23 protein-coding genes are annotated in these 26,630 nt (G+C 73.9%); 10 read left to right on the top strand and 13 right to left on the bottom strand.

Translation table 11 applies throughout. The annotated features are described in order from the left end of the window. Positions 1 to 165: 165 nt before the first annotated feature. The 5 genes from IE271_RS17225 to IE271_RS17205 all read left to right on the top strand — a co-directional run bounded on the left by IE271_RS17225 (position 166) and on the right by IE271_RS17205 (position 5,175). A complete protein-coding gene (locus IE271_RS17225; RefSeq protein WP_190191208.1) occupies positions 166 to 1,170 on the top strand; it encodes an NADPH:quinone oxidoreductase family protein in 1,005 nt (334 codons plus the stop codon). Continuing rightward, entirely contained in the window at positions 1,167 to 2,348 is a 1,182-nt protein-coding gene (locus IE271_RS17220) for an acyl-CoA dehydrogenase family protein (RefSeq protein WP_190191207.1), read from the top strand. Before IE271_RS17225 ends, IE271_RS17220 begins: the two co-directional genes overlap by 4 nt. Further along, the gene (locus tag IE271_RS17215) at positions 2,345 to 3,514 is read left to right on the top strand and encodes an acyl-CoA dehydrogenase family protein (RefSeq protein ID WP_190191206.1); all 1,170 of its coding nucleotides are present in this window, start codon (positions 2,345 to 2,347) and stop codon (positions 3,512 to 3,514) included. The genes IE271_RS17220 and IE271_RS17215 overlap by 4 nt, the downstream gene beginning before the upstream one ends. A gap of 339 nt (positions 3,515 to 3,853) precedes the next feature. Further along, positions 3,854 to 4,714: a phosphatidylinositol-specific phospholipase C/glycerophosphodiester phosphodiesterase family protein gene (locus IE271_RS17210; RefSeq protein WP_190191205.1), complete on the top strand. Its 861-nt coding sequence runs from the start codon at positions 3,854 to 3,856 to the stop codon at positions 4,712 to 4,714. 266 nt (positions 4,715 to 4,980) lie between these two features. After that, a complete protein-coding gene (locus IE271_RS17205) occupies positions 4,981 to 5,175 on the top strand; it encodes a hypothetical protein (protein WP_190191204.1) in 195 nt (64 codons plus the stop codon). 21 nt (positions 5,176 to 5,196) lie between these two features. Here the strand turns inward: IE271_RS17205 and IE271_RS17200 are convergent, their stop codons facing one another. The 7 genes from IE271_RS17200 to xylB form a co-directional block, all read right to left on the bottom strand. After that, entirely contained in the window at positions 5,197 to 6,369 is a 1,173-nt protein-coding gene (locus tag IE271_RS17200; RefSeq protein WP_190191274.1) for a phosphodiester glycosidase family protein, read from the bottom strand. A 303-nt stretch (positions 6,370 to 6,672) separates the two neighbouring features. Beyond that, complete coding sequence (locus tag IE271_RS17195) at positions 6,673 to 7,110, bottom strand: DUF779 domain-containing protein (RefSeq protein ID WP_373308778.1); 438 nt, start codon at positions 7,108 to 7,110, stop codon at positions 6,673 to 6,675. A 46-nt stretch (positions 7,111 to 7,156) separates the two neighbouring features. Further along, positions 7,157 to 8,680 (bottom strand): acetaldehyde dehydrogenase ExaC, encoded by a 1,524-nt coding sequence (gene exaC, locus IE271_RS17190; protein WP_190191203.1) that lies wholly within the window; start codon positions 8,678 to 8,680, stop codon positions 7,157 to 7,159. A 336-nt stretch (positions 8,681 to 9,016) separates the two neighbouring features. Further along, on the bottom strand, positions 9,017 to 10,294 hold the full coding sequence (locus IE271_RS17185; RefSeq protein WP_190191202.1) for a GAF domain-containing protein: 1,278 nt from the start codon (positions 10,292 to 10,294) through the stop codon (positions 9,017 to 9,019). Between the two features lie 286 nt (positions 10,295 to 10,580). Next, on the bottom strand, positions 10,581 to 11,180 hold the full coding sequence (locus IE271_RS17180; RefSeq protein WP_190191201.1) for an N-acetylmuramoyl-L-alanine amidase: 600 nt from the start codon (positions 11,178 to 11,180) through the stop codon (positions 10,581 to 10,583). Positions 11,181 to 11,896: 716 nt separating this feature from the next. Then, entirely contained in the window at positions 11,897 to 13,138 is a 1,242-nt protein-coding gene (locus IE271_RS17175; protein ID WP_190191200.1) for an ROK family transcriptional regulator, read from the bottom strand. A gap of 86 nt (positions 13,139 to 13,224) precedes the next feature. After that, positions 13,225 to 14,664 carry a xylulokinase gene (xylB, locus tag IE271_RS17170; protein WP_190191199.1) on the bottom strand — a complete coding sequence of 480 codons (1,440 nt, stop codon included), beginning with the start codon at positions 14,662 to 14,664 and terminating at the stop codon, positions 13,225 to 13,227. Between the two features lie 167 nt (positions 14,665 to 14,831). On the opposite strand from xylB, the gene xylA reads away from it, so the two are divergent. The 3 genes from xylA (at position 14,832) to IE271_RS17155 (ending at position 17,367) form a co-directional block, all read left to right on the top strand. Then, positions 14,832 to 15,998 (top strand): xylose isomerase, encoded by a 1,167-nt coding sequence (gene xylA / locus IE271_RS17165; RefSeq protein WP_190191198.1) that lies wholly within the window; start codon positions 14,832 to 14,834, stop codon positions 15,996 to 15,998. Between the two features lie 391 nt (positions 15,999 to 16,389). Beyond that, entirely contained in the window at positions 16,390 to 16,977 is a 588-nt protein-coding gene (locus IE271_RS17160) for a hypothetical protein (protein ID WP_190191197.1), read from the top strand. Between the two features lie 207 nt (positions 16,978 to 17,184). Continuing rightward, positions 17,185 to 17,367, top strand: a complete 183-nt coding sequence (locus IE271_RS17155; RefSeq protein ID WP_190191196.1) for a tail-anchor membrane protein — start codon at positions 17,185 to 17,187, stop codon at positions 17,365 to 17,367. Positions 17,368 to 17,707: 340 nt separating this feature from the next. Here IE271_RS17155 and IE271_RS17150 read toward each other — a convergent pair whose 3' ends face one another. The 4 genes from IE271_RS17150 to IE271_RS17135 form a co-directional block, all read right to left on the bottom strand. Then, positions 17,708 to 18,550 carry a hypothetical protein gene (locus IE271_RS17150; RefSeq protein ID WP_190191195.1) on the bottom strand — a complete coding sequence of 281 codons (843 nt, stop codon included), beginning with the start codon at positions 18,548 to 18,550 and terminating at the stop codon, positions 17,708 to 17,710. Between the two features lie 145 nt (positions 18,551 to 18,695). Continuing rightward, a complete protein-coding gene (locus IE271_RS17145; protein WP_373308777.1) occupies positions 18,696 to 18,986 on the bottom strand; it encodes a hypothetical protein in 291 nt (96 codons plus the stop codon). Between the two features lie 418 nt (positions 18,987 to 19,404). Beyond that, the gene (locus IE271_RS17140; protein WP_190191193.1) at positions 19,405 to 20,004 is read right to left on the bottom strand and encodes a class I SAM-dependent methyltransferase; all 600 of its coding nucleotides are present in this window, start codon (positions 20,002 to 20,004) and stop codon (positions 19,405 to 19,407) included. Between the two features lie 876 nt (positions 20,005 to 20,880). Continuing rightward, positions 20,881 to 21,309, bottom strand: a complete 429-nt coding sequence (locus IE271_RS17135) for a PPOX class F420-dependent oxidoreductase (protein ID WP_190191192.1) — start codon at positions 21,307 to 21,309, stop codon at positions 20,881 to 20,883. A 96-nt stretch (positions 21,310 to 21,405) separates the two neighbouring features. Here IE271_RS17135 and IE271_RS17130 point away from each other — a divergent pair, with 96 nt between their 5' ends. Next, entirely contained in the window at positions 21,406 to 21,819 is a 414-nt protein-coding gene (locus IE271_RS17130) for a roadblock/LC7 domain-containing protein (protein ID WP_190191191.1), read from the top strand. Positions 21,820 to 21,989: 170 nt separating this feature from the next. After that, on the top strand, positions 21,990 to 23,087 hold the full coding sequence (locus IE271_RS17125; RefSeq protein WP_190191190.1) for a DUF6397 family protein: 1,098 nt from the start codon (positions 21,990 to 21,992) through the stop codon (positions 23,085 to 23,087). An 85-nt stretch (positions 23,088 to 23,172) separates the two neighbouring features. On the opposite strand, the gene IE271_RS17120 is transcribed toward IE271_RS17125, so the two are convergent. Both IE271_RS17120 and IE271_RS17115 read right to left on the bottom strand, forming a co-directional pair. Continuing rightward, positions 23,173 to 24,045 (bottom strand): acyl-CoA thioesterase, encoded by an 873-nt coding sequence (locus IE271_RS17120; protein WP_190191189.1) that lies wholly within the window; start codon positions 24,043 to 24,045, stop codon positions 23,173 to 23,175. 19 nt (positions 24,046 to 24,064) lie between these two features. Continuing rightward, positions 24,065 to 26,578 carry a DEAD/DEAH box helicase gene (locus IE271_RS17115; protein ID WP_190191188.1) on the bottom strand — a complete coding sequence of 838 codons (2,514 nt, stop codon included), beginning with the start codon at positions 26,576 to 26,578 and terminating at the stop codon, positions 24,065 to 24,067. Positions 26,579 to 26,630 lie beyond the last annotated feature (52 nt).

The following is a 26,630-nucleotide window of genomic DNA, read 5'->3' as shown; positions in this document are numbered from 1 at the left end:
TCGAGCCCGGGCGGAACGGCGTGTCCGGCCCGGGCGGCCGGGGCGGGGCGGCCGGGTCGGACGTTTCGCCGTCGACTGTCCCCGCGGCTGTTCCCAGGCGGGCAAGCGACCGCTTAGTATGCGGCGGAGCCTTGAACCGACAGATGCAGTCCATGGAGGCCCCGCATGCAGGCATGGCAAGTGCACGAGAACGGCGAGCCGGGCGAGGTGATGCGGCTGCGGGACGTGGACCGGCCGGTGCCCGCCGAGGGACAGGTCCTGCTCACCGTACGGGCCGCGAACGTCAACTTCCCGGACGCCCTGCTGTGCCGCGGGCAGTACCAGGTCAGGCCGCCGCTGCCGTTCACGCCCGGCGTGGAGGTCTGCGGCGAGACCGCGGACGGACGGCGCGTCATCGCCACCGCCGCGCTGCCGCACGGGGGCTTCGCCGAGTACGCCCTCGCCGACGCCGCCGCGCTGCTCCCCGCGCCCGACGCCCTCGACGACGCCGAGGCCGCCGCGCTGCACATCGGGTACCAGACGGGCTGGTTCGGCCTGCACCGGCGGGCCCGTCTGGAGGCCGGCGAGACGCTGCTCGTGCACGCGGCCGCGGGCGGCGTCGGCAGCGCCGCCGTCCAGCTCGGCAAGGCCGCGGGCGCCACCGTCATCGGTGTCGTCGGCGGCGCCGACAAGGCCGCCGTCGCCCGCGACCTGGGCTGCGACGCCGTCGTCGACCGGCGCGCCGAGGACGTGGTCGCCGCGGTGAAGGAGGCGACCGGCGGCCGGGGCGTGGACGTGGTCTACGACCCCGTCGGCGGCGACGCCTACACGCAGTCCACGAAGGTGATCGCCTTCGAGGGCCGGATCGTCGTCGTCGGCTTCGCGAGCGGCACCGTCCCCGCCCCCGCCCTCAACCACGCCCTGGTGAAGAACTACTCGGTCCTCGGCCTGCACTGGGGCCTGTACGCCACCAAGGACCCGAAGCTGATCCCGCACTGCCACGAGCGGCTCACCGAGCTGGCGGCACGCGGCGCGATCAAGCCGCTGGTCAGCGAGCGCGTGCCGCTGGACGGTGCGGCCGCCGCCGTGCAGCGGGTCGCCGACGGGACCACCACCGGCCGCGTCGTCGTGGTCCCCGGCACCGACGGTCCGGCCGGCGCCGCCGGCCCCGCCGAAGGAGGAGCGGCATGACGGACGCCGCCGGACTGCGCCGACGCACCCAGGAGTTCCTGGCCGCCCATCCGCCGGCGGAGACCCCGCGCGCGGACTTCCTCTCCGCGCGCTTCGACGCCGGGCTCGCCTGGGTGCACTTCCCCGAAGGGCTCGGCGGACTCGGCGCGCCCCGCTCGCTCCAGGCCGTCGTCGACGCGGAGCTGGAGGCCGCGGGTGCGCCCGACAACGACCCCCGGCGCATCGGCATCGGCCTCGGCATGGCCGCGCCGACCCTCCTCGGCTTCGGCACCGAGGAGCAGAAGAAGCGCTTCCTCAAGCCGCTGTGGACCGGCGAGGAGGTGTGGTGCCAGCTGTTCAGCGAGCCGGGCGCCGGCTCCGACCTGGCCGCCCTAGGCACCCGCGCCGTCCGTGACGGCGACCACTGGGTCGTCAACGGCCAGAAGGTGTGGACCTCCAGCGCCCACCTCGCCCGCTGGGCCATCCTCATCGCCCGCACCGACCCCGACCTGCCCAAGCACCGCGGCATCACGTACTTCCTGTGCGACATGACCGACCCGGGCGTCGAGGTGCGGCCACTGCGGCAGATCACCGGCGAGGCCGAGTTCAACGAGGTCTTCCTCACCGACGTGCGCATCCCCGACGCCCACCGGCTCGGCGAGGTCGGCGACGGCTGGCGGGTCGCGCAGACCACGCTCATGAACGAGCGCGTCTCCATCGGCGGCATGCGCCTGCCCCGCGAGGGCGGCATGATCGGCCCCGTCGCGAGGACCTGGCGCGAGCGGCCCGACCTGCGCACCCACGATCTGCACCAGCGGCTGCTGACGCTGTGGGTCGAGGCGGAGGTCGCCCGGCTCACCGGCGAGCGGCTGCGCCAGCAGCTCGCCGCGGGCCAGCCCGGCCCCGAGGGCTCCGGCATGAAGCTCTCCTTCGCCCGGCTCAACCAGGAGATCAGCGGCCTGGAGGTGGAACTCCTCGGCGAGGAGGGGCTGCTGTACGACGACTGGACCATGCGCCGGCCCGAGCTGGTCGACTTCACCGGCCGCGAGGCCGGGTACCGCTACCTGCGCTCCAAGGGCAACAGCATCGAGGGCGGGACCAGCGAGGTCCTGCTGAACATCGTCGCCGAGCGCGTCCTGGGCCTGCCGCCCGAGCCGCGCACCGACAAGGACGTCGCGTGGAAGGACCTCGCCCGATGAGCACCACCACGACCGCGCGGTCCGGCCCGCTCGGCGCGGAGCCCGACCTGCTCTACACGGAGGAGGAAGAGGCGCTGCGCTCCGCCGTCCGGGGCCTCCTCGCCGACCGGTGCGCCGCGGCGGACGTGCTCGCCCGCACCGAGTCGGACCGGCCGCACGACCGCGAGCTGTGGAAGACCCTCGCGGACGGCATGGGGCTCGCGGGCCTTCTCGTCCCCGAGTCCGCCGGCGGCCAGGGCGCCACCCACCGGGAGGCCGCCGTCGTCCTGGAGGAACTGGGCCGCGCGGTGGCCCCGGTGCCGTACCTGAGCAGTGCCGTCGTCGCCACCGAGACCCTGCTGGCGTGCGAGGGCGAGGAGGCCGCCGGGCTGCTGGCACAGCTGGCGTCGGGCCGCGCGGTCGGCGTGCTCGCGGTGCCGCTCGCCACCGCGCCGGGCGCCGCCCCGCGGACCGTACGCCACGAGGACGGCGCCCTGACCGGCGAACTGACGGGCGTCGCCGACGCGGCCGCCGCCGACGTGCTGCTGGTCCCGGCCGGGGACGGCGCGCTGTACGCGGTGGACGCGGCCGACGCCGTGATCACCCCGCAGGTGTCGCTGGACCTGACGCGCCCGGTCGCCACCGTCACGTTCGAGGGCGCGCGGGCGCGCAGGCTCACGCCCGACGCGGCGGGCGCCGTCCGGCGCGGACTGCGCGCGGGCGCCGGACTGCTGGCCTCCGAACAGCTCGGCCTCGCCGACTGGTGCCTGACCGAGACGGTGCGTCACTTGAAGGAGCGCAAGCAGTTCAACCGGCCCGTCGGCGGCTTCCAGGCGCTCAAGCACCGGCTCGCCCAGCTCTGGCTGGAGACCGTCCACCTGCGCGCCGCCGCCCGCAACGCCGCCGACGCGCTGGCCTCCTCCACGCTCTCGGCTCCGCCCGAGCAGGGCGGTACCCCCGTCGGGGACGGCGCCGACGTGGCGGTCGCCGTCGCCCAGGCGTACGCGGCGCCCGTCGCCGTCCGCGCCGCCGAGGAGGCGCTCCAGCTGCACGGCGGCATCGGCATGACCTGGGAGCACCCGGTCCACCTGTACCTCAAGCGGGCCAAGGCGGACTCGCTGGCGTACGGCACGGCGGGCCGCCACCGCGAGGCCCTGGCGGAACTGGTCGCCCTGCCGGCACCGTGACGGACCGCCCGTCCGTCTCGGTCCGCGGACGGGATCGGGTTCGTCGGCGGAGGGAATCCGTCTCGGGCCGCGGACGACAGGTCCGCTCCCGGCACGCGCGCAGGGGCCCGCATCCCTCCGGGGAGGCGGGCCCCTGCCAGTGTCCGGAAACACCTTCCCCCTCCGCACCCCGGTCACGGTGAACTCCCGGCGTACGCATGTGCCCTTCCCGCGACGGCCGGCCCGCCGAGGTGAACGAGGAACGGCGGTCCGGCCAACTCCCCGCACGACCGGGGCCCTCAGGGGTTTCGGCACCGCATACTCGCTGCGTTCCGTACGGCACTCCCAGGGAGGCAGCGCATGGCCCTCACCACCCGACGCAGAGCCCTCACCACCCTCGCCGCCGCCGTGGCGGGCTCCGTCGCCCTGCCCGCGTACGCCCACGCGGACGGACGGCGGCGGGGCCCGCGCCCCCTGTGGCGCGCCCACGCCCACAACGACTACGAGCACCCCCGCCCCCTCCTCGACGCGCTCGGCCACCGCTTCGGCAGCGTCGAGGCCGACATCTACCTCGTGGACGGCCGGCTCCTCGTCGCCCACGACCCCGAGGACCTGGACCCGGCCCGCACCCTCGAATCCCTCTACCTCGCCCCGCTCGCCGCCCGTGTACACGCCAACGGCGGCTCGGTGTACCGAGGCCACCGCGAGCCGCTCCAGTTGCTGATCGACATCAAGACCGAGGGCGCGTCCACGTACCTCGCCCTCGACCGGCAGCTGGCGAAGTACCGGCGGCTGTTCACGACGTACACGCACGGCCGCGTCCTGCCCGGCGCCGTCACGGCGGTGGTCTCCGGCGACCGCGCGGCCCGGGTCCCCCTGGAGGCGCAGCGCGTGCGGCGCGCCTTCTACGACGGCCGCCTCTCCGACCTCGGCGGTGCCGCCCCGGCCTCCCTCATCCCGCTGATCAGCGACAACTGGACCCTCAACTTCGGCTGGTCGGGCACCGGCCCGTTCCCCGACGCCGAACGCGCCAAGCTGCGCGGCATCGTGGAGCAGGCGCACTCCCGCGGGCAGCGGGTCCGCTTCTGGGCCACCCCCGACGTGGCGGGGCCGGAGCGCGAAGCGGTCTGGCGCGAACTCCTCGCCGCCGGCGTGGACCACCTCAACACGGACGACCTGGCCGGCCTCGAAGCCTTCCTGGACGCCCACGAGCGACGCTGACACCCACGAGCGCCGCTGAGCGGACGCCCCGAGCGGCGCCGGACGGACGAGCCCCGGACCGCGCGCCCTGGCGGTCCGGCGGTGCGGCCGGGCGGTCCGGCGGTGCGGCCGGGCGGTCCGGAACACTGTGATCGTACGACTCTGCGCGGGTGTCTGACGGGCAGTCAGCACACGTTTGGAGTACGCGTCGGCGGCCCCGTCCCACCCTCCGCTGCGCCACACTTGCGGCCGAAGCCGCGGTGCGGACGTGGCGGAGGAGGTTGACGGTGGCCATTTCCATCTCTGTGCTGCTGCTGCTCGTGATCCTGGCGACGGTCTTCCTGCGCAGCGGTGCGCTGAAGACGTCCCACGCCGTGGTCTGCGTGCTGCTGGGCTTCTACCTCGCGAGCACGAGCGTGGCTCCGACGATCCACGACGGACTCACCGCCACGGCCGACATCGTCAGCGGCCTGCGCCCGTGAGGGACCGGCGGTGACAGGCCGTCAGGTCCGGGAGAAGACGCCGATCCCGTTCGGCACCGGCCGTTCCGGGTCGACGCTGGGATGGTTGCGCACACGCACGGTGTGCGTGTCCGGGTCCCTGACGGCCAGCGTGGTGGAGCCGCCCCCGTCGAGGCTGAACGCGTCCTCGGCGCCCAGCGCGAGCAGCGCGCGGGCGACCTCGGCGATCGTCAGCCCGCCGCGGAACTCCGGCGATCCGTCCAGCGCGAACAGCAGCAGGCGCCGTCCGTGGTCCGCGATGCCCGCCGCGGTGCGCACCGCCGAGGCCCGGTCGTCGAGACCGGGCAGCGGCAGACCGCCGGCGAGGACGGGGTAGCCGCCGACGGCGAACCGGTACGGGACGCGCGAGCGGGACGCCACCAGACGGTGCCGCACCCCGACCCGGTCGCCCGGGGACAGCTTGCGCAGCCACCGGGCACCGGCCTCCCGGCCGACCAGGACCGTGGTGCCCGGGGCGATCGCCCCGCTGCCGGGGACGCCGGCCGCCGACACCACGCGGCCGCGCACCACCGTCACCTCGTACGTGTCCGTGGAGCACGGCGCGGCCCGGTCGGTGTCGGTGCCGCAGGTGGCGCGCACCCGGGAGGCGGCGCCCCAGTCCGCGGTGAACGCGCCGACCGAGCCGACGGGCAGCGCGTACTGGTTGAGCCCGCCGAGCGGCAGCGAGCCCGCGGACGTGCGGACCGAACCGTCGAGGGCGAGGGAGTCCAGACGGGCCCGGCCGTCGACGCCCACACCGAGCACGTCCTTCGTGGTGGTGCCGGGCGGCAGGGCGGGACCGAAGCGCTGCCCCTCCGGGACCGCGGACTTCAGCGGGCGGCCGTGCGCGACCGCCGGTCCGACGGCCGCGCCGGTCGCCTCGACACCGGGGTGCTGGGTCTCGGTGATGTTGAAGGTGTCCCCGTTGACCCCGGCGACGGCGCCCTGGGCGTCGGCCAGCGCCGAGAGCGGGGCCCGGGCGGCGACGGCGCCCGGATACAGCAGGCCGACCCGTACGCGGCGGTCGCGGAGGTCGACGCCGAGTACGTGCGCGTGGGCCGTGCCCCGGGCCGTCGGGACGTCGAACTCCGTGTACCCCACGCCCGGCGCGATCACGCCGGGCGCCCGCGCGGCACCGGCCGGCGCCGCCTCCACCAGGGCCGCACCGGCCAGCACGCTCCAGGCCGCGCAGAGCGTCAGTACCGCTCTGGCGGTCACGGCGGTTCTGGAGGTGACCGCGGTCCTGGTGGCCACCGCCGGTGCCGTGGGCACGGCCAGTGCTGCCGGCGCTGTCGGTGATGCCGGTGGTACCGGAGTTGCCGGCAGTACCGGTACTGCAGGTACTGCCGGTGTTGTCGGTGCTGCCGATGCCGCTGCTCCGAACCGTTCGTCGCGACGCGTCACAGTGCCCCCTGGGGTCCGGTCGACTCTCCCAACGCACGGGCGAAGTGCACCAGACCCGGGGGACCGTGGGAACGACTACGTACCGACGAGCCGTGAACGGATCAGGAAACGCACCCCTTCGGGTGCCTCCAGCGAGAAGCCGCTGCCCCGTCCCTCGACGACGTCGACGATCAGCCGGGTGTGGCTCCACGCCGCGTACTGGCTCCTCGACATCCAGAACGGCACCGTCTCGGCGACGCCCTCGACGTCCAGCTCCGCCAGCAGCACGTCCGAACCGCCGGTGCGGAACTCGCCCGCCGGGTAGCACATGGGCGCGCTGCCGTCGCAGCAGCCGCCGGACTGGTGGAACATCAGCGGTCCGTGGTCGGCCCGCAGCCGCCGCAGCAGGCCGGCGGCCGCGGGCGTCACCGCCACCCGGGGCACGACGTCGTCGCCGCGCGCCCCGGTCCCGTCGTCGTGGCCGGTCCCGTCGCCGTGACGGAGGCCGTCGGTGGTGTCGTCGATACCGTCCATGTCGCCGATACCGTTCATGTCGTCCATGCCGTCCGTGTCGTCCGGCCTAGAAGAGGCCGAGCTTCTTCGGGGAGTAGCTGACCAACAGGTTCTTGGTCTGCTGGTAGTGGTCCAGCATCATCTTGTGCGTCTCGCGGCCGATGCCGGACTGCTTGTAGCCGCCGAAGGCGGCGTGCGCCGGGTACTGGTGGTAGCAGTTCGTCCAGACGCGGCCCGCCTGGATGGTGCGGCCCGCCCGGTACGCGGTGGAGATGTCCCGCGTCCACACGCCCGCCCCGAGGCCGTACAGCGTGTCGTTGGCGATCTTCATGGCGTCGTCGAAGTCCGCGAACGACGTCACCGAGACGACGGGACCGAAGATCTCCTCCTGGAAGATCCGCATCCGGTTGTCGCCCTGGAAGATCGTCGGCTGCACGTAGTAGCCGCCGGCCAGTTCGCCGTCGTACCGGATGCGCTCGCCGCCCGTCAGGACCTTGGCACCCTCCTGCCGGCCGATGTCCAGGTAGGAGAGGATCTTCTCCAGCTGGTCGTTGGAGGCCTGGGCACCGATCATCGTCTCGGTGTCGAGCGGGTTGCCCGGCTTGATCTGCTCGGTGCGGGCGACCGCCGCCGCCATGAACTCGTCGTAGTGTCCCTGCTGGACCAGCGCCCGCGACGGGCAGGTGCACACTTCGCCCTGGTTGAGGGCGAACATCGTGAAGCCCTCGAGGGCCTTGTCGCGGAAGTCGTCGTCCTTCGCCCACACGTCGTCGAAGAAGATGTTCGGCGACTTGCCGCCCAGCTCCAGCGTGACCGGCTTGATGTTCTCCGAGGCGTACTGCATGATCAGCCGGCCCGTGGTGGTCTCGCCGGTGAACGCCACCTTCGCCACCCGCGGGCTGGACGCGAGCGGCTTGCCCGCCTCGACGCCGAAGCCGTTGACGATGTTGACGACGCCCGGCGGCAGCAGGTCGGAGACCAGGCTCATCCAGTAGTGGATGGACGCCGGGGTCTGCTCGGCGGGCTTGATGACGACCGCGTTGCCCGCCGCGAGGGCCGGGGCGAGCTTCCACGTCGCCATCAGGATCGGGAAGTTCCACGGGATGATCTGCGCGACCACGCCCAGCGGCTCGTGGAAGTGGTACGCGACCGTGTCGTCGTCGAGTTCGCTGAGCGAGCCCTCCTGCGAACGGATCGCCCCCGCGAAGTAGCGGAAGTGGTCGATCGCGAGGGGGATGTCGGCGGCCAGGGTCTCGCGGACCGGCTTGCCGTTCTCCCAGCTCTCGGCCACCGCCAGCTTTTCGAGGTTCGCCTCCATGCGGTCGGCGATCCTCAGCAGGACGTCGGAGCGGGCGGACGCTGAGGTGCGGCCCCAGGCGGGCGCGGCCGCGTGCGCCGCGTCGAGCGCGCGCTCCACGTCCTCGGCCGTGCCCCGCGCGACCTCGGTGAACGGCTGTCCGTTCACCGGGCTCGGGTTCTCGAAGTACTGGCCGCGGGCCGGCGGCACGTACTCGCCGCCGATGAAGTGGTCGTAGCGCGACTGGTAGGAGACGATCGCGCCCTCGGTGCCCGGCGCTGCGTAACGGGTCATGCTTGCTCGTCCTCCCGGGGCCGTGCCGCCCGCCGTTGGGCAGCTCTCGACGCGAGGCTAGGAACGCGTACGTTGCAACCACGTTGCGAGAGTGTGACGCGGGCCACTGACCCAGGACGACGGTCCCGGAAACCCACCCCCGCAGCGAGCTGGAACCACCGACCGGTGTCGCGCGCCGGCCCGCGGTGGTGCGCGACACCGGCCCGGGGCGGTACGCGACACCGGTCTTGGGTGGTGCGCGACACCGGTCCGGGGCGGTACGTGGCACCGGGCCAGGGCGGTGTCCGATGGTGATGCGGCCCGGCCCGGCCCGGCTCGGGGAGCGGCGGGCGTTGCTCAGCGGGGTGGTGCCGGCAGGCGGCCGGGCGGTGCCGCGAACTCGGCCTCCAGCTCCGCCAGCCGGCTCCGGACGGCGGCCGTCGGCCGCAGCGCCGCGAGCGCCCGCCACACGTCGAGATCGTCCTCGCCCCATGGCGCGCGTGCCCAGTCCGCCAGCAGGTCCGGGTCGCGGCGCGCGATCAGCGCCGTCCGCAGCCCGTCGGCGAGCCGCCGGCGCAGTCTGGCCACCGCCGGGGCCTGCGAGGCGGGGAGCACGGGACCGGCGTAGGCGGTCGCCGCCGCCGTGACGGCGCCGGTCTCCAGCCTGCGCTCCACGGCCGCCAGGTCGGACTCCACCGGTACGGTCAGCCGGTACGGCCGCGAACCGAGCACACCGGGACCGAGCAGACGGCGCAGCCGCGCCAGTTCGGCCCGCAGCGTCACCGGCGTCACCGACTCGTCCTCGTACAGCGCGCACAGCAGCTCGTCGCCGGTCAGCCCCTCAGGGTGCCGGGACAGCAGCACCAGGATCTCGCTGTGCCGGCGGCTCAGCCGCACCCGGCGGCCGTCCACCAGCAGCAGCGCCTCGTCCCGTCCGAGGACGGTCAGTCCGAGCGCCCCGGACGGAGCCGCGGCCGGCGCCAGCAGGGCCAGCTGCGACTCGGCGGCCCGCGCCACCGCCTGGACGAACGCCAGACTGTGCGGATGCGCCAGCCCGTCGCCGCCGGTGATGTCGACCGCGCCCAGCAGCCGCCCGGTGCGCGGGTCGTGCACCGGAGCCGCCGCGCACGTCCAGGGCTGGACCCGCCGCGCGAAGTGCTCCGCGGCGAAGACCTGAACCGGCCGGTCGAGCGCGACCGCCGTACCGGGCGCGTTCGTCCCGACGGCCGACTCCGCCCAGCGCGCACCCGGTACGAAGTTCATGCGGTCCGCGCGCCGCCGCGCTCCCGCGTGCCCTTCGACCCACAGCAGTCTGCCGTGCGCGTCGCACACCGCCATCAGATGCTCGCCGTCCGCCGCGAAGGTGCCCACGAGTTCACGGAACAGCGGCATCACCCGCGCCAGCGGATGCTCCGCGCGGTAGGAGCCGAGGTCGCCGTCCGCGAGTTCCACGGGCGCGGTGCCGTCGGGACCGACACCGGCCCGCGCCGACCGCCGCCACGAGTCGGCCACCACGGACCGCACCGGCCGGGACACGGTGCCCGCCGAGGTGAACGCCTCGTGCGCCCGGCGCAGTACCCGCACCCGCTCGACGGGGTCGGTGCCCGGTTCCAGGGCCACCCACGAATCGGTCAACTCGGCCTCCCGGTGCGCGATGCAGCTGCGGACATCGTCACGCAGCGTGCGCGCGTGGACAAGCGTCGTGACCGTGGTCCTCGTGGCCCCGTCACAGCGGGAGCGGGCCGTACGGCGCCGGGGCCCGCCGTCGGGCTGGCCCGCGCCCGCCGTGGGACGGGCCCAGGCACACCGTCGGACACACTCGGCGTGCTGTCGGACACACTCGGCGTGCTGTCGGACGGACTCGGCGTGCTGTCGGACAGGGGCCCGGGTCCGCCGTGGGAGACGGGCCCGGGGCACGCCGTCAGACGGTTTTGATCAGTTTCATGTAGCGTCTCCAGTCCCAGTGCCGGCCCGGGTCGGTGTGGTCGGTGCCCGGCACCTCGTGGTGGCCGATGATGTGCGACCGGTCGACGGGTATGCGGTACCGGGCGCAGATCGCCGCGGTGAGTCTCGCTGACTGCTCGTACATGTCGTCCGTGAAGTACGCGGGCTGGTCGACCCACCCTTCGTGCTCGATGCCGATGCTGCGGGCGTTGTGGTTCCAGTTGCCCGCGTGCCACGCGATGTCGCGGTCCCGCACCATCTGCGCGACGTGGCCGTCGGCGGACCGCACCACGTAGTGGGCGGACACCTTCTTCGCCGGGTTCCGGAAGATCTCGAGGGTCTTGGCGTACGTCTCCTGAGTCACGTGGATGATCACTAGATTGATGGGATGGCTGGTGGGACGGTTGGCCGACGTGCGGTTGGAACTGCTCGCCGCTGTCCACTCGGCCGGAGGGTAGTCCTCCGACCGGGGCTGCGCGCCGGCCCGGGGATGGGGCAGCAACGCGTAGGGGACGGCGGCGAGCGCGGCGCCCTGCAGCACCCGTCGCCGGCTGGGGAGTGATCTGCCGCGGTCCATGGGACCTGCCTCTCGCTGGGGAACAGTGGTCCACGGCGCCTCCGGTCAGCGGGGCGCCGTCCGTACGGTTCGGTGACGACCGCCCCGGGTGTTGCGGTTGCCCGGGTGCGCGGCCGTGCTGATGTGTGGGTGCGACGGCGGATGCGCGTGGCTGTGACGGGTGGGCGACCGGAAGGGCACATGCGGCCCCGCCGGACGGCGGCCGTCGCCGCTCCGCGACCGTGCCGACCTGCGTCCGGGTGGTCCGGACGGTCCGTGCAGTCCGGACGGCCCGGGTTGTCCTGGCTGTCCGGAGGATGTCGGGAGCGGGTGTTCCGGGTCTGCCGGATGTCGTGAAGGGATGTTCCGGGTCTGCCGGATGTCGTGGGGGCGGGCGGACGTCGGGTGTCGTGGGACAGGGGCGTACCGGGAAGGTCGTGGCGAGGCGGGTGCGGAGCGGTGCGGCCACGTGCCGTTCCGGCCGCGCGCTCGGACGCTCGGGACGGGGAAGCAGCGGCGCATGGGCACCGGAGCGCCGCGTGCCGTCCCGAGGGCGCCACCGCCGCTCACCTGCCGGCGGTGCCTCGCGTGGTTTCACGGTAGGTGTTCGCCGCGTGGGCTGAAAGGGCGCCGGCCGCGCTGGTGGACACACCCGCAACTGTGGACAACCGCGCCACGCTTTCGGGGGATTGGTGCCGTGAAAGGTCGGGGTTCCTATGCGCCGGGACTATGCGGGACTACGCTGCGCCGCCCACCGTCGCAGGATCGTCCAGGACCGCCCGCACCACCGAGTGCGCCGCGCCCAGCAGCGGCCCCTGCGGCCCGAGCCGGGAGACCGACACCGCGCAGACGGGTCCCGCCGAGCGCCGTGCCAGCTCGCGCTCCAGCGCGGGCAGCAGCCACGGCGCGAGGTCGGAGAGCGCCCCGCCCAGCACCACCGCCTGCGGGTCGAGCAGGTTGACCGCGCCGGTCAGCGCGACGCCGAGGGCCGTGCCCGCTCCGCGCAGCGCGCGCCGCACGTCCTTGTCGCCCTGCGCGGCCCGCTCGGCCAGCAGCCCGACGCGGTTCCCGACCGGTTCCAGGCCGGCCGCGCGCAGCACGGCCTCCTCGCCCGCGTACTGCTCCAGGCAGCCCCGTCCGCCGCAGACGCAGGCCGGGCCCTCGGGCCGGACCGGAACGTGTCCCAGCTCGCCCGCGAAGCCGCGCGTCCCCCGCAGCAGCCGCCCGTCCACGACGACGGCCCCGCCGATGCCGATCTCCGCCGAGACGTGCACGAAGTCGCGCGGCGCCGCCTCGTTGAGCCACAGCTCCGCCAGACCGCCGAAGTTGGCCTCGTTGTCCACGGTCAGCGGCAGGTCGTCGGGGAGCAGCGGGCCGAGGTCCGTGTCGTGCCAGCCGAGGTTCGGGGCGCGCACCACGGTCCGGGCGTCGCGCGCGACCAGACCCGGCACGGCGACCGCCAGACCGGCGGGCGACAGCCCCTCCCGCTCCGACTCGGCGGCGACCTGCCGTATCAGCGCGGTGAGTTCCCGCAGTACCGGTCCGGACGCGCGGCCGCGGTTGGTGCCGTGCCGCACCGCCCGCGCCCGCACCTCGCCGCGCAGGTCGACGGCGCACACCGCGAGGTGGTCGACCCCGACCTCCGCGCCGATCCCGCACGGCCCGCTCCCGCTGACGGCGAGCGCCGACCCGGGCCGGCCCACCCGGCTCGGCCGCTCCGGACCCAGCTCCTCCAGCAGTCCCGACCGGATCAGTTCGTCCACCAGCGTCGACACGGCCGCGCGCGTGAGACCGATGCGCGAGGCTACCGCGGCCCGTGACAGCGGGCCCTCCTCGCGGACCGCGTGCATCACCCGGGACAGGTTGCGGCGGCGCATCCCCTGCTGGGTGTCGGGCAGGCGGCGGCCCGCGCGGCGGGGGTCGCCCCACTCCAGCGAGCCCGCCAGCGGCGGCCGGTCCTCGTGCGGCGGTGGGGTCATGCCTCCGTCAGTCCTCGTCCGGCCGGCCCCTCCGGGACCGGCCTGGTTCCGTGCGTGGCGGCGCCTCGCGTCCTCGGGGCGGTGCGTCAGTCCGTGCCGCGCTCCAGCAGCGGGCCCGCGTCGGAGAGTACCCCGCTGATCCTGGCGAGCGCCGCCTCGTCCCGCTCCACGGCGTCCAGCACCGGCCCGCGCGCCGTCTCCCAGCGCCGGGCCACCGCGGCCGGGTCCTCGCCGGTCAGCAGGCCCGCGGCCTGCGCCGCGGCACCGAGCGCGACCAGCTCCCTGGCCTCGGGCACCTGCACGGGCCGCCCCGACAGCCGGCGCACCGTCTCCTGCCAGGCCGTCCCGCGCGCACCCCCGCCGATGAGCAGCAGCGGCGCGGTGCGGTCGGCGTCCTCGTCCAGCACCAGGTCCAGCGCGCCCAGCAGGGCGTGGACGGCTCCGTCGTACGCGGCCTGGAGCAGCTGCCCGCGGGTCGTGTCGTGCCGCAGGCCGTGCAGGACGCCGGACGCGTGCGGCAGGTCGGGGGTGCGCTCGCCGTCCAGGAAGGGCAGCAGGGTCACGCTCGTGCCCGGCTCGACGGCCTCACGGTCGACGCCCAGGAGGGCGGCCACCCGGTCGACGGCGAGCGTGCAGTTCAGGGTGCAGGCCAGGGGCAGCCAGTCGCCGCGCGCGTCGGCGAAACCGGCCACCGTGCCGGTCGGGTCGGCCGGGCGGCGCGTCGAGACGGCGTACACCGTGCCTGAGGTGCCCAGGCTGAGGACCGGGGTGCCGGGGAGCAGCCCGAGCCCGAGCGCCGCGGCGGCGTTGTCGCCGGTGCCCGCCGCGACCAGCGTGCCCGGGGAGAAGGGCAGCTCGTCACTGGCCCGTACGGTTCCGGCGACCTCCCCGGGGCGCACCATCCGGGGGAGCAGCGCCGGGTCGAGGCCCACGTGGGCGAGGGTCTCCTCGTCGTACGCCTCCGTGGCGGAGGCCCACCATCCGGTACCGGAGGCGTCCCCGCGGTCGGTGGTGCCCTCTCCGGTGAGGCGCTCGGTCAGGTAGTCGTGCGGCAGCCGGACGGCCGCGGTCGCGCGGAGCGCCTCGGGCTCGTGCTCGGCCAGCCACGCCCACTTGGTGACCGTGAACGACGGTGCGGGCACGCTTCCGGTGCGCTCGGCCCAGCCCTTCGGGCCGCCCAGCTCCTCGATCAGCCGGCGGGCCTGCGGAGCGGAGCGCACGTCGTTCCAGAGCAGCGCCGGGCGCACCGGCTCGCCGTGCGCGTCCAGCGTGACGAGTCCGTGCTGCTGGCCGCCCACGGACACCGCGGCGGCCTCGTGCGCCGCGCTCCCGCACTGGCGCAGAGCCTCGCACAGCGCGTCCCACCACTGCCGTGGGTCGCTCTCACGGCCGGCTCCGGAGGAGACGGTGTGCGGCGCCTGGCCGCTCGCCACCACCTGTCCGGTCGCCACGTCGACGACCAGCGCCTTCGTGGACTGGGTGGACGTGTCCACCCCGACGACGAGCGGACCCTCGGCTGCTGACATCGGGCTCTCCCTCTTCCGCGGCTCTGCGGGATGCGGCCTGCTGTTCCGGATGCCCGGACCGGTTCGGTCCGGGGTTTCGCACTGGGGGTCTCTTCCCAGAGGCGCGTCCGCATACTAATTTGTAAACCGCCATGACGAAATAGTCGGAGCAAGCAAGGAGCCGCGGCATGAACTACCAGCCCACCCCCGAGGACAAGTTCTCCTTCGGTCTGTGGACCGTCGGATGGCAGGGGCGGGACCCGTTCGGCGACGCCACCCGGCGCGCCCTGGACCCGGTCGAGTCGGTGCAGCGCCTGTCGGAACTGGGCGCCTACGGAGTCACCTTCCACGACGACGACCTGATCCCGTTCGGGTCCACCGACGCCGAGCGCGAGGGGCACATCAAGCGTTTCCGGCAGGCGCTGGACGCCACCGGGATGAAGGTGCCGATGGCGACGACGAACCTGTTCACGCACCCGGTGTTCAAGGACGGCGGCTTCACCGCCAACGACCGTGACGTGCGCCGTTACGCCCTGCGCAAGACGATCCGCAACATCGACCTGGCCGCCGAGCTGGGGGCCGAGACCTATGTGGCCTGGGGCGGCCGCGAGGGCGCGGAGTCGGGCGGTGCCAAGGACGTGCGCGAGGCGCTGGAGCGGATGAAGGAGGCGTTCGACCTCCTGGGCGAGTACGTGACCTCCCAGGGCTACGACCTGAAGTTCGCCATCGAGCCCAAGCCGAACGAGCCGCGCGGCGACATCCTGCTGCCGACCGTCGGTCACGCGCTGGCGTTCATCGAGCGCCTGGAGCGCCCGGAGCTGTACGGCGTCAACCCCGAGGTGGGCCACGAGCAGATGGCCGGCCTGAACTTCCCGCACGGCATCGCCCAGGCCCTGTGGGCGGGCAAGCTGTTCCACATCGACCTCAACGGCCAGAACGGCATCAAGTACGACCAGGACCTGCGCTTCGGCGCCGGTGACCTGCGCGCCGCCTTCTGGCTGGTGGACCTGCTGGAGAGCGCCGGGTACGCCGGTCCGCGCCACTTCGACTTCAAGCCGCCGCGCACCGAGGACCTCGACGGTGTGTGGGCGTCGGCCGCCGGCTGCATGCGCAACTACCTGATCCTGCGCGAGCGCGCGGCCGCCTTCCGCGCCGACCCGGAGGTCCAGGAGGCGCTGCGCGCCTCGCGCCTGGACCAGCTCGCACAGCCCACCGCCGAGGACGGTCTGCAGGCGCTCCTCGCCGACCGCACGGCCTTCGAGGAGTTCGACGTCGACGCGGCCGCGGAGCGCGGCATGGCCTTCGAGCGGCTGGACCAGCTGGCCATGGACCACCTGCTGGGCGCGCGCGGCTAGTCCCCTGGCCGGCGGCCCCCTGCGCGCGGGGAGTTCCGGAACCGTGCGATCCATGGCACGGGTCCGTTCCGAGCCGCGTACGGGGGCGCCGGCCGGTCGCTTCGAGGCGACCCTTGGTGGTATGGCCACACCGCCACCGCCACCGCCTCGGCCTCCCCGGCCGTCGACCGGTCCGCCGCCCTCGGGCGGCGGGCCCGGCCCGTCGCCGGGCGCCTTCGGCCCGCTCCCGGGCGCTTTCGGCCCTCCGCCCGCAGGCGGATACGGGCCGCCTCCCAGGGGATCCGGTCCGTCCTGTGAAGGCGACGGAGGAAAACCTCCTCAGGGACGATCGCCGGGTTCTCCGGGCGGACCGGAAGACGGTCCTCCGCGTGGGTCCGGAAGAGGACGGAACGTGCTCCTCCTGGTACTCGCCGCCGTCGTGGCCGTCGGCGCGATCGCCGCCGTCGTCCTCGTGGCCACCTCCGGGAACGGCCCGGTGGAGCAGAGGCCGTCCGCCGGGAGCGCCCGGACCGCGGACCGTGCGCCCGCACCGTCGCCGACGCCTCCGGACCAGGTGCCCACCGCGCCGTCCGGCCCGCCCGCGGACCCCTACGCCACGCAGTCACCGCCTCCGTCGCCCGCCGGGGACGATGTGCCGTACTACCTGCTGAGGGCCGGCGACTGCTTCGACACGAGCGAGGACGAACCCGGCCGGGCCACCAGGCGCCCGTGCAGTGCGCCCCACGACGCGGAAGTCGTGGAGGTGACCGAGCTCGAAGGCGCCCGCTCGACCGACGCCGCCATCGCGAAGGCGGCGTCCGCGCTGTGCGAGGGCCTCCTGGAGCGCAAGGCGGCCCGGCAGCCGGCGGGCACCGTGCGCGGCACCCTGGTGCAGTATCCGGACTCCGCAGGCTTCGAGGCGGGCATCGACGCCGTCGCGTGCAGCCTGGCTGCCGACATCGGGGACGGCGGACGCACACTCACGCGACCGCTGGAGTGAGGGACGGACGTCGGGCGCCCGCGCGCGTGACGGCTCCCTGCGTCGCGAAGGCGCGTACTTTTCGGCTTCCCGCCGGAGGGCCGCCCGCTCTCAGCGTCCCGTAGGGGGCGTCTCGGGGACGTATCAGGGCCGCGGTGCGGAACCGGGCGAAGCGCACGCCCGTTCCCACAGAAGAGAGCGGCGACGACCGCGAAGGAGGCGACGCACATGTCGAAGAAGGCGAAGATCGCCGCAGGAGGTGCGGCGGCCGGGTTCATCCTGCTGATATGGCTCCCCTGGTGGGCCGCGCTCCTGATCGTGCTGGGCGTCCCCGCGGCCGCCTACCTCATGCTGGACCCCTCGCAGCGGCACAGGCTGCGCCGCGTCACCCGCAAGGAACTCGGCCGCTGAGGCGTGTCCGAGGCGCGTCCGCCCGGTCGCTTCCCCTCTGCGGCACGGGAGCTGACCGGGACGCCGGACAGTCCGGGCGTACGGCACGGAGTCTTCGGCACAGCCCGGGCGTACGGCGGAGCGCATGCGGCACGGCAGAAGCCGGCTCGTCGGTCGCACGTCCGGGTCCGGGCCGTACCGTCCGAACGGCTTGTCCGGTCGCCGCACTGCTCGCAGTGGCCCGTCCGGTGCCGTACCGTCCGGGGCGGCTCGTCCGCAGGACGGTGCGGCTCCGTCCTGCGGTGGGCTCTGCCGGGCGGTACGGCTTCGCCCGGTGGTGCGGGCGCGCCCCGGCCCCGGGTCAGCTGGGGCGCACCGCCATCTTGTCGAGCGCGTCGAGCAGGCCGGGGAGTTCCGGTCCCCGGCCGACGGGCAGCACCTCGCCCGGCTTCTCGTCGAGCAGCACGAAGGCGATGTCGTCGGTCCTGGCGACCATCGACCAGCCAGGCCCGTCGGCCCGCAGGGTGCGTGCCTCACCGGGGGCGAAGGAGGAGCGGACCCGGCCGAGGGGCGGTGGCGTGTCGACGTACGAGCGCACCTCGGCGAGCACCCGCCGGACGCCCGTGGGCGGCGCGTCGTCCTCGCGGTCCCCGCCGTCGGCGGTCGCCCCGGCCGACGCGGCGCCGCCCGGAGCGACGAACTCCCCGTCGTCGATCTGCTCCCGCCAGGAGGCCCACCGCAGGGCGATCTCGTCGGCGCCGAGTCGCCGCTGCGCCGGTCCCCAGGTGGTCGTGTCCGGCGGGCTGAGCGGCGCCTGTCCGGCGTCCTCGGGCGCCGGGTCGTGCGGTGAGGGCACCCCGGGGGCCGCCACGGCGACGGCGAGCGGCCAGCCCGGCAGGGCGGCCACCATCGAGCGCTCGTCGGGCGACAGGTCGTACTCCATGCCGCAGTCCCAGGAGGCGATGGCGACGGCGACCAGCGAGACGTCGTCGACGACGACCGTCCAGCGCGCCCCGTCCCCGTCCTGCCCGAGCACCAGGCCGTAGCCGTCGGCGACCGGATCCAGCCCGAGCGCCGCGCAGGCCTCCGGGTAGTCGTCGCCCAGCACGCTGGGGAACTGGGCGGGCGTCAGCAGTACCGCCGTCAGCACGTACAGTGCGTCGTCGTCCCCGGTGGTGACGGCTTCCTCGTCCGTCCCGGCCATCCCGGCCTCCCCTCGCCGCGTCTGTCGGCGCACCCTAATGCGCTCTCCAGGACGTTGTCACGGCTTGGAGAGGCAATGAGGAGGGGCAGTTTCCGGGCCGGACGGGACGAAACGACGGACGGGGAGGGGGCGGGCCCGGCCGGTGTCAGGCGGCGGGCAGCCCGAGGAGGTCCCGCGCCACCACCCGCGGCGATTCGTCGCGTTCCCGCGCGAGGGCGATCACGGCTCTGCACGCCAGCTCGTTGACCCCGAACGACAAGGCCTCCGGCGACACCCAGTCCGCCGCCTCGTCGATGCTGTCCTGATCGTCCTCGGCGCACGCCGACACATAGGCCGCGGCCGCTTCGAACAGGTTGTGCCCGCGCCGCCCGTGGGCGGCGTCCTGGCGTGCGGAGCGTTCCGGACGCGAAAACAACGCACGCAGTCTGGCCGACATACTGGACATCCGAGCCACCTTCCCCTGTCCGGTGTCATGACGGGGCTTTCAACTGCCTTTCTCCACCGTAGAGTTACAGCAGCCGTGCCATAAGGGGGCGCTCCGGAGCGGCGTCTACGACGATTTCGCGCCGCTTCTGGACCCGGCCGTTTCGGCGCGTCCACCGTGCGGCGGACGCGGGACGGCCGCCGCACGGTGGACGCGGGACCGGCAGGTCTCGCGAAGGGACCGGCGAGTCCCCCGGGGAAGGCGAGACGACGGTGCGGTCCGGGCGGCGGCGCTCGACGCGCCCCGCCGGCCGAAGCACCTCGGCCCAATGGTCAAAGCACCTCGCCGCCACAGCCAAAGCGCCTCGTCCCGGCGGCCAAGGCACCTCGGCCGGACGGTCGAAGTGTTCCGGTCCGACCGGCAAGGCGCCTCAGGAGGAGCGTACGGCCAGGGCGAGGAAGCGGTCGTCCTCGTCGACGTACGACGTCATCCGCCAGCCCGCCCGGGACAGCAGCGGGCCGAGGTTCCCCTCCGCGCGCAGATCGTCCGGTGTGACGCGGCGCCCCTGGCACGCGGCGAGGGCGGCCCGGCCGATCGGGTGGAAGAGCGCCAGCGTCCCCGCGGGACGCACCACGCGGAACAGTTCCCGGAGGTTGTCCGCCGGATCGGGCAGGTGGGCGATCAGCCCCGCCGCGAAGACCGCGTCCAGCGACCCCGTGCGCAACGGCAGCCGGACCACGTCGGCCAGCAGCAGCCGGCCGACCCGGCCCCGGCCCGCGCGCACGGCGGCCTCCAGCATGGCCGGGGTCAGATCCGCGCCCAGGACCGTCCCCGAGGGCCCCACGGCGTCCCTCAGCGCCGGCAGGGCACGCCCCGTCCCGCAACCCGCGTCGAGGACGCGGTCGCCCGGCCGCAGTCCGAGGTCGGCGACCGCGGCCGCGTACGCCGGGCCGTCGTCCGGGAAGCGGCTGTCCCAACCGGCCGCGCGCGCCGTGAAGAACTCCTGCACCCGAGTGTGGTCGTGGCTCATGTGCGCATGATCCCGCACTCGCGCACGACGAGGCGGGGGAGGCGGTCGGCCGCATGGCGGGGCGGGGGAGGCGACCGGCCGCGCGGCGAGGTGGAAGAGAGCCGGCCGCGCGGCGACGGTGAGAGAGGGAGCCGGCCGTGCGCCGAGACCGCGCAGGGCGCGCCCGGGTGTGGCTTCGACGCACTTCGGCCGAGGGCGCACCCCGGCCGGGGTGCGCGCACGGTCGAGGGATGCACCCGGCCGAACGGTGCGCACGGCCGTGCGCGGGGCGGTCGTTCCGGCGCAGCCGTGCGCCAGATTGCGGCAGTTTCGGCAAGGCGCCTCTCCCGCGCCTCCGCCGGGTCTAGCCTCCTGGAGCCATGGGACACCCGGACCGCGCCGCCCCGGACGGGACCGCCGGACCGTCGTCGTACGCGACGGCCCGCCCGGCTCCGCCCGAAGCGGACGGCGCGCCCCGGAATCGGCCTCGGCGGCAGCATCGGTATCGATACCGGCATGCCCGCCGGCACCGGCAGGCTCGCGGTGAGCGTACGGCCGGCCCCTCGGAGCGTCCCTGCCCGGGACCACGGCGATGCACTGCGTCTTCCCCCTCGCCGTCGGCCCCCGCGCGCCGTCTCCCCGGAGGCGCCGAGCCGCCGCGCCGGGCCGCCGGGCGGTCGCGCACCGCCCGGGGGCCCGGCTCCGTGGCCGGGAGCGGGCCCGTCGACGGGCCCGCGGGCCGTCAGCGGGTGACGGACCCGTCTGTCCGCGGTTCCTGACCCGGCGACGGACCGGTCGATCCACGTTTTCCGGACCGGTGACGGAGTCATCGGCCCACGTTCCCCGGCCCGGTGACGGACCCGTCGATCCACGTTGCCCGCCCTGGCGGCGGACCCGTCAGTCCGCGACGGCGGCCTGCGCGAGGACCTTCTCGACCGACACCCGGACGAGAAGCTCGCCGGGCACACCGTTGCGCGCGCCGAACTCCTCCGCCCGCTCCTCGCCCATGTAGCGCGCTCCGATCCGGGTGGCCCAGAGCCGTACCTCGTCGAGGTCCTCCGACAGCCGGGCCCGTCCCTGCAGGACCACGAAGGAGTACGGTGGCCGGTCGTCGTCCACGCACAGGGCGACTCGCGCGTCTCGCACCAGATTGCGTCCCTTCACGGTGTCCCGGCCGGTGTTGAAGACGAGTTCGTCCCCGTCCAGCAGGAACCAGACGGGTGCCACATGGGGGCTCCCGTCTGCCCGGACGGTGGACAGCTTGCCGGTGCGCGTGCCGTGGGAGACGAACTCCCGCCATTCCGCGTCCGTCATCTTGTGTGCCATGCGTCCATCCTCCTTGCCCACGGGGGGAGCGTGGGGAAGGCTGGCACGTCGGATCCTCCGGCCGGGGAGACGGAATCGATTCGGGGAGACGGGAACATGGCGCAGGAACGGGGACTCGGCTGGCTGCTGGACGACCTGACCGGACGGGTCGCACCCATACGGCACGCGCTGGTGCTGTCCAACGACGGGTTGGTGACCGCGGCCAGCACGGGGTTACGGGCCGAGGACGCGGAGTACCTCGCGGCCGTGTCGTCGGGGCTGCACAGCCTGGCCAAGGGGTCGGGCCGGCACTTCGGCGCGGGTGAAGTGCGGCAGACGATGATCGAGTTCGACGGGGCGATGCTCTTCGTCATGGCCGCCGGCGTGGGCAGCAGCCTGTGCGTGCTCAGCGCGGCGGAGGCCGACATCGGCCAGGTCGCCTACGAGATGACCCGCATGGTCAACCGGGTCGGCGAGCACCTCGGCGTCGACGCCCGCCCGTCCGAGAACACATCGGCTACGGAGCTCTGACCAGCTCAAACGCCATCACGAACGAAGTTTTCCACAGGCTCCCCACGAGAGGCGGCCGGACGGCTACGGTTTTTCCACGAGGCGATCCGCACGGCGATGTACGTGATGCACGCGGTGCACGCAGTGGGTCGCGTACGCGAGAACCGCTCGCAGCACGGGGGAGAACCGCCATGTCCGACAGCACGACCACACCTTCCGCTCCGCCCGCCACCGCGCCGGCCGCGGTCCGGCCGCCGCTCGCGTCCGCCCGCGCCGCGCGGGAACTGGGACTGAAGCGCGGCGAGTTCGACCTCGCGGTCCGGCTCGGCCACATCAGGACCGTTCCCGACGAGGGCGGGGGAGGAGGGCGCCGCGTCGACCGGGCGGAGATCGACCGGGTGAGCGGCGAGGACGGCTTCCCTGACGTGCTCCGTGAGCGCGTCAGGGCCGTCGGCACCGCGGAGGGCGCCGCCCTCATGGGCATCACCGCGGCCCGGTTCACCCGCCTCGCCCGGCTGGGCCTCGTCGTCCCCGTGCGCCACTACTTCAACCGCTACCGCACGGTGGTCTGGCTCTATCTGGCGGAGGAGCTGCGGCAGTTCGTCGCCGAGGAGCACAACGCGGTCCTGCTGACGGGCCGTATGCCCGAGCGGTTGCGCGAGCGGCTCGACGCGGGCGTGGACGCGCGGGCACGCAACTGGCGCGGACGCCGGCTGGGTCTCCTGCTGCGCGAGGCCGACGGCCACTGGGCCCGTGCCGCGGCCGTGGCCGCGCTGCTCGATCCCGTGCACGTGGCGGAGATCGTCACCGACCCGTACGAACGCGACCACCTCGACCGCGTCGGACAGCGGTGGAAGCCGTCCCGCGGCACGCCGGGGTCGCCGTCGGCCGATCTCGCCGCGCGCATCACGACGGCCCAGGACCCGGACGAGATCCAGTGGTTGCGCGCAGAACTGACGAGCGCGGTCGCCGAAGCCCGCGCGAGCAGGCCGGCACCGCACCCCACGGCGCCCGCTCCTGCGGGACACTGCCCCGGAACCGCCGCACGGCCGAAGTCCACCGGCCCCGCCGGCCCCGTCGGCCCCACCGGGCCGAGCGCCCGCGAACGCGCCGGGGCGCACCGGCGGAGGACCGTGGCGGTCACGGAGCCGGCGACCACCGGCACGCGACAGACGGACGGATGCGCTCCGCGGGTCCGTGAACGGCCCGCGCCGTCCTGCCGGCCGCCGGCACCGGAGGCCGAACCGCCCCGCCGCCTGCTGGGATGGCTGCGGCGCAGAGACCGCTGATCCCCCGTTCCGGGACCCCGACCCCCTGGCCCTGGCCTCCGACCGGGCTCCTGATCCCCCGGCCCGGCCTCCGAGCCGCCGGACCTCAGGCGTCGAGCTTGCGGAACAGGCCTTCCTGGACGACCGAGACCAGAAGACGTCCCTCACGGTCGTAGATGCGTCCCCGGGCCAGACCCCGGCCGCCCGTCGCGATCGGCGACTCCTGGTCGTACAGGAACCACTCGTCCGCGCGGAACGGACGGTGGAACCACATGGCGTGGTCCAGGGACGCCATGTCGAATCCGCGGGGACCCCACAGCGGTTCCACCGGTAGCCGGACGGCGTCCAGCAGGGTCATGTCGCTCGCGTAGGTGAGGGCGCAGGTGTGCACGAGCGGATCGTCGCCCAGCGGTCCGACGGCCCGCATCCACACCGCGCTGCGCGGCTCGGCCTCGCGGGCCTCCTCGACGGTCCAGCGCAGCCGGTCCACGTAGCGGATGTCGAAGGGCTGCCGCCGGGCCATCCGCTCCAGGGTCTCGGGCAGCGCTCCCAGGTGCTCCTTGATCTCCTGGGACACCGTCGGCAGGGACTCGGGACCGGGCACCTCGCGGGCCGGCGGCAGCTGGTGTTCGAAGCTCCCTGCTTCAGGTCTGTGGAAGGAGGCGGTCAGGTTGAAGATCGTGCGGCCCTGCTGCACGGCGGTGACGCGGCGCGTGGTGAAGGAACGCCCGTCGCGGACCCGCTCCACCTGGTACACGATCGGCACGCCCGGGCGCCCGGGCCGCAGGAAGTACGCGTGCAGCGAGTGCACGGGGCGCTCGCCGTCCGTGGTACGGCCCGCGGCGACGAGGGCCTGCCCCGCCACCTGCCCGCCGAAGACCCGCTGCAGGGACTCCTCGGGGCTGCGGCCACGGAAGATGTTGACCTCGATCTGCTCCAGGTCGAGCAGGTCGACGAGTCTCTCGGCCGGGTTCGTCATGGGGTGTGTCCTTCTGTGCTCAGAGCTGGCCGACGGAGGTGACCTTCACGACGGCGCGGCCCTCGGCGTCGGAGGCCGCCAGGTCGACCTCCGCGCTGATGCCCCAGTCGTGATCACCGTTGGGGTCGGCGAAGGTCTGGCGGACGCGCCACAGACCGTTCTCCGGCTCCTCCTCGATCATCAGCAGCTTCGGGCCGCGGGCGTCGGGGCCGGTGCCCAGGTCGTCGTACTCGTCCCAGTACGCGTCCATGACGGCGCCCCACGCCTCGGCGTCCCAGCCGGCGTCGGCGTCCATCTCGCCCAACTCCTCCACCTGGTCGAGCGCGGCGAGCTCGACACGGCGGAACATGGCGTTGCGGACGAGGACGCGGAAGGCGCGCGCGTTCGCGGTGACGGGCTTGACCTGGTCGGCCTTCTCCTGGGCCTCCTCGGCCGTCATCTCCTCGGGGTTGGCGAGCTGCTCCCACTCGTCGAGGAGGCTGGAGTCGACCTGGCGCACCATCTCCCCCAGCCAGGCGATCAGGTCCTGCAGGTCCTCGGACTTCAGGTCGTCGGGGACGGTGTGGTCGAGCGCCTTGTAGGCCCCGGCGAGGTAGCGCAGCACGATGCCCTCGGTGCGGGCCAGCTCGTAGAAGGAGACGAACTCGGTGAAGGACAGCGCCCGCTCGTACATGTCGCGGATCACGGACTTCGGCGACAGCGGGTGGTCGCCGACCCACGGGTGGCTCTTGCGGTAGGTGTTGTACGCGTGGAAGAGCAGCTCCTCCAGGGGCTTGGGGTAGCTGACGTCCTGCAGCCGCTCCATGCGCTCCTCGTACTCGACGCCGTCCGCCTTCATCGCGGCCACGGCCTCGCCCCGTGCCTTGTTCTGCTGGGCGGCGAGGATCTGCCGAGGATCGTCCAGCGTGGACTCCACGACGGACACCATGTCCAGCGCGTACGAGGGGGATTCCGGATCCAGCAGCTCGAAGGCGGCCAGGGCGAAGGTCGACAGCGGCTGGTTCAGGGCGAAGTCCTGCTGGAGGTCGACCGTGAGGCGCACGATGCGGCCCTCGGCGTCGGGCTCGTCGAGCTTCTCCACGATGCCGCCGTCGAGCAGCGAGCGGTAGATCGCGATCGCGCGGCGGATGTGCCGCAGCTGCTGCTTGCGCGGCTCGTGGTTGTCCTCCAGCAGGTGCCGCATCGCCTCGAAGGCGTTGCCCGGCCGGGCGATCACGGACAGCAGCATCGCGTGCGTGACCCGGAAGCGGGAGGTCAGCGGCTCGGGCTCGGAGGCGATCAGCTTCTCGAAGGTGTTCTCCGTCCAGCCCACGAACCCCTCGGGCGCCTTCTTGCGGACCACCTTGCGGCGCTTCTTCGGGTCGTCGCCGGCCTTGGCCAGCGCCTTCTCGTTCTCGATGACGTGCTCCGGCGCCTGCGCCACGACGAAGCCCGCGGTGTCGAAGCCCGCGCGCCCGGCACGCCCGGCGATCTGGTGGAACTCGCGCGCCCGCAGGGTCCGCACCCGGTTGCCGTCGTACTTCGTCAGGGCGGTGAACAGCACGGTGCGGATCGGCACGTTCACTCCGACGCCGAGGGTGTCCGTGCCGCAGATGACCTTCAGCAGGCCCGCCTGGGCGAGCTTCTCGACCAGCCGCCGGTACTTGGGCAGCATGCCGGCGTGGTGCACGCCGATGCCGTGGCGCACGTAGCGCGAGAGGTTGCGGCCGAACTTGGTGGTGAAGCGGAAGTTGCCGATCAGCTCGGCGATCCGGTCCTTCTCCTCGCGCGTGCACATGTTGATGCTCATGAGCGCCTGCGCCCGCTCCACCGCCTGCGCCTGGGTGAAGTGCACGATGTAGACCGGCGCCTGCTTGGTGGCGAGCAGCTCGGTGAGCGTCTCCGTCAGTGGCGTATACACGTACTCGTACGACAGCGGTACGGGCCGGGTCGCCGAGCGGACCACCGCCGTGGGGCGGCCGGTGCGGCGGGTCAGGTCCTTCTCGAACATCGAGACGTCGCCGAGGGTGGCGGACATCAGGACGAACTGCGCCTGCGGCAGTTCCAGGAGCGGGATCTGCCAGGCCCAGCCGCGGTCGGGCTCCGCGTAGAAGTGGAACTCGTCCATGACGACCTGGCCGACGTCGGCGTCCTTGCCGTCGCGCAGCGCGATGGAGGCCAGGACCTCGGCGGTGCAGCAGATGACGGGCGCGTCCGCGTTCACGGACGCGTCGCCCGTCAGCATGCCGACGTTCTCGGTGCCGAAGACCTTGCACAGCTCGAAGAACTTCTCCGACACCAGCGCCTTGATCGGCGCGGTGTAGAAGGTGACCTCGTCGCGGGCGAGCGCGGCGAAGTGCGCGGCCGCCGCGATCATGCTCTTGCCCGATCCCGTGGGCGTCGACACGATCACGTTCGCACCGGAGACCACCTCGATCAGTGCCTCCTCCTGGTGCGGGTAGAGCGTGAGGCCGCGTTCCCCGGCCCACGACTCGAAGGCTTCGTAGAGGGCGTCGGGGTCGGCGGTCTGCGGCAACTGATCGATGAGGCTCACGCCCCCATCTTGCCTGTGATCCGGCGCGAGGAGGGAATCGACTGCCGGGCCG

The organism is Streptomyces minutiscleroticus (genome assembly GCF_014650875.1).
Classification (GTDB): Bacteria; Actinomycetota; Actinomycetes; order Streptomycetales; family Streptomycetaceae; genus Streptomyces; species Streptomyces minutiscleroticus.
The sequence above is the reverse complement of the archived record's forward strand: the minus strand, read 5'-3'. Positions and strand labels throughout refer to the sequence as shown.

Bases quoted from the DNA above. Each gene is read 5' to 3' on its own strand.
- IE271_RS17225 (WP_190191208.1), top strand. From the start codon at position 166: ATGCAGGCATGGCAAGTGCACGAGAACGGCGAGCCGGGCGAGGTGATG.
- IE271_RS17220 (WP_190191207.1), top strand. From the start codon at position 1,167: ATGACGGACGCCGCCGGACTGCGCCGACGCACCCAGGAGTTCCTGGCC.
- IE271_RS17215 (WP_190191206.1), top strand. From the start codon at position 2,345: ATGAGCACCACCACGACCGCGCGGTCCGGCCCGCTCGGCGCGGAGCCC.
- IE271_RS17210 (WP_190191205.1), top strand. From the start codon at position 3,854: ATGGCCCTCACCACCCGACGCAGAGCCCTCACCACCCTCGCCGCCGCC.
- IE271_RS17195 (WP_373308778.1), bottom strand. From the start codon at position 7,110: ATGGACGGTATCGACGACACCACCGACGGCCTCCGTCACGGCGACGGG.
- exaC (WP_190191203.1), bottom strand. From the start codon at position 8,680: ATGACCCGTTACGCAGCGCCGGGCACCGAGGGCGCGATCGTCTCCTAC.
- IE271_RS17180 (WP_190191201.1), bottom strand. From the start codon at position 11,180: ATGGACCGCGGCAGATCACTCCCCAGCCGGCGACGGGTGCTGCAGGGC.
- IE271_RS17175 (WP_190191200.1), bottom strand. From the start codon at position 13,138: ATGACCCCACCGCCGCACGAGGACCGGCCGCCGCTGGCGGGCTCGCTG.
- xylB (WP_190191199.1), bottom strand. From the start codon at position 14,664: ATGTCAGCAGCCGAGGGTCCGCTCGTCGTCGGGGTGGACACGTCCACC.
- xylA (WP_190191198.1), top strand. From the start codon at position 14,832: ATGAACTACCAGCCCACCCCCGAGGACAAGTTCTCCTTCGGTCTGTGG.
- IE271_RS17155 (WP_190191196.1), top strand. From the start codon at position 17,185: ATGTCGAAGAAGGCGAAGATCGCCGCAGGAGGTGCGGCGGCCGGGTTC.
- IE271_RS17150 (WP_190191195.1), bottom strand. From the start codon at position 18,550: ATGGCCGGGACGGACGAGGAAGCCGTCACCACCGGGGACGACGACGCA.
- IE271_RS17145 (WP_373308777.1), bottom strand. From the start codon at position 18,986: ATGTCGGCCAGACTGCGTGCGTTGTTTTCGCGTCCGGAACGCTCCGCA.
- IE271_RS17140 (WP_190191193.1), bottom strand. From the start codon at position 20,004: ATGAGCCACGACCACACTCGGGTGCAGGAGTTCTTCACGGCGCGCGCG.
- IE271_RS17135 (WP_190191192.1), bottom strand. From the start codon at position 21,309: ATGGCACACAAGATGACGGACGCGGAATGGCGGGAGTTCGTCTCCCAC.
- IE271_RS17130 (WP_190191191.1), top strand. From the start codon at position 21,406: ATGGCGCAGGAACGGGGACTCGGCTGGCTGCTGGACGACCTGACCGGA.
- IE271_RS17125 (WP_190191190.1), top strand. From the start codon at position 21,990: ATGTCCGACAGCACGACCACACCTTCCGCTCCGCCCGCCACCGCGCCG.
- IE271_RS17120 (WP_190191189.1), bottom strand. From the start codon at position 24,045: ATGACGAACCCGGCCGAGAGACTCGTCGACCTGCTCGACCTGGAGCAG.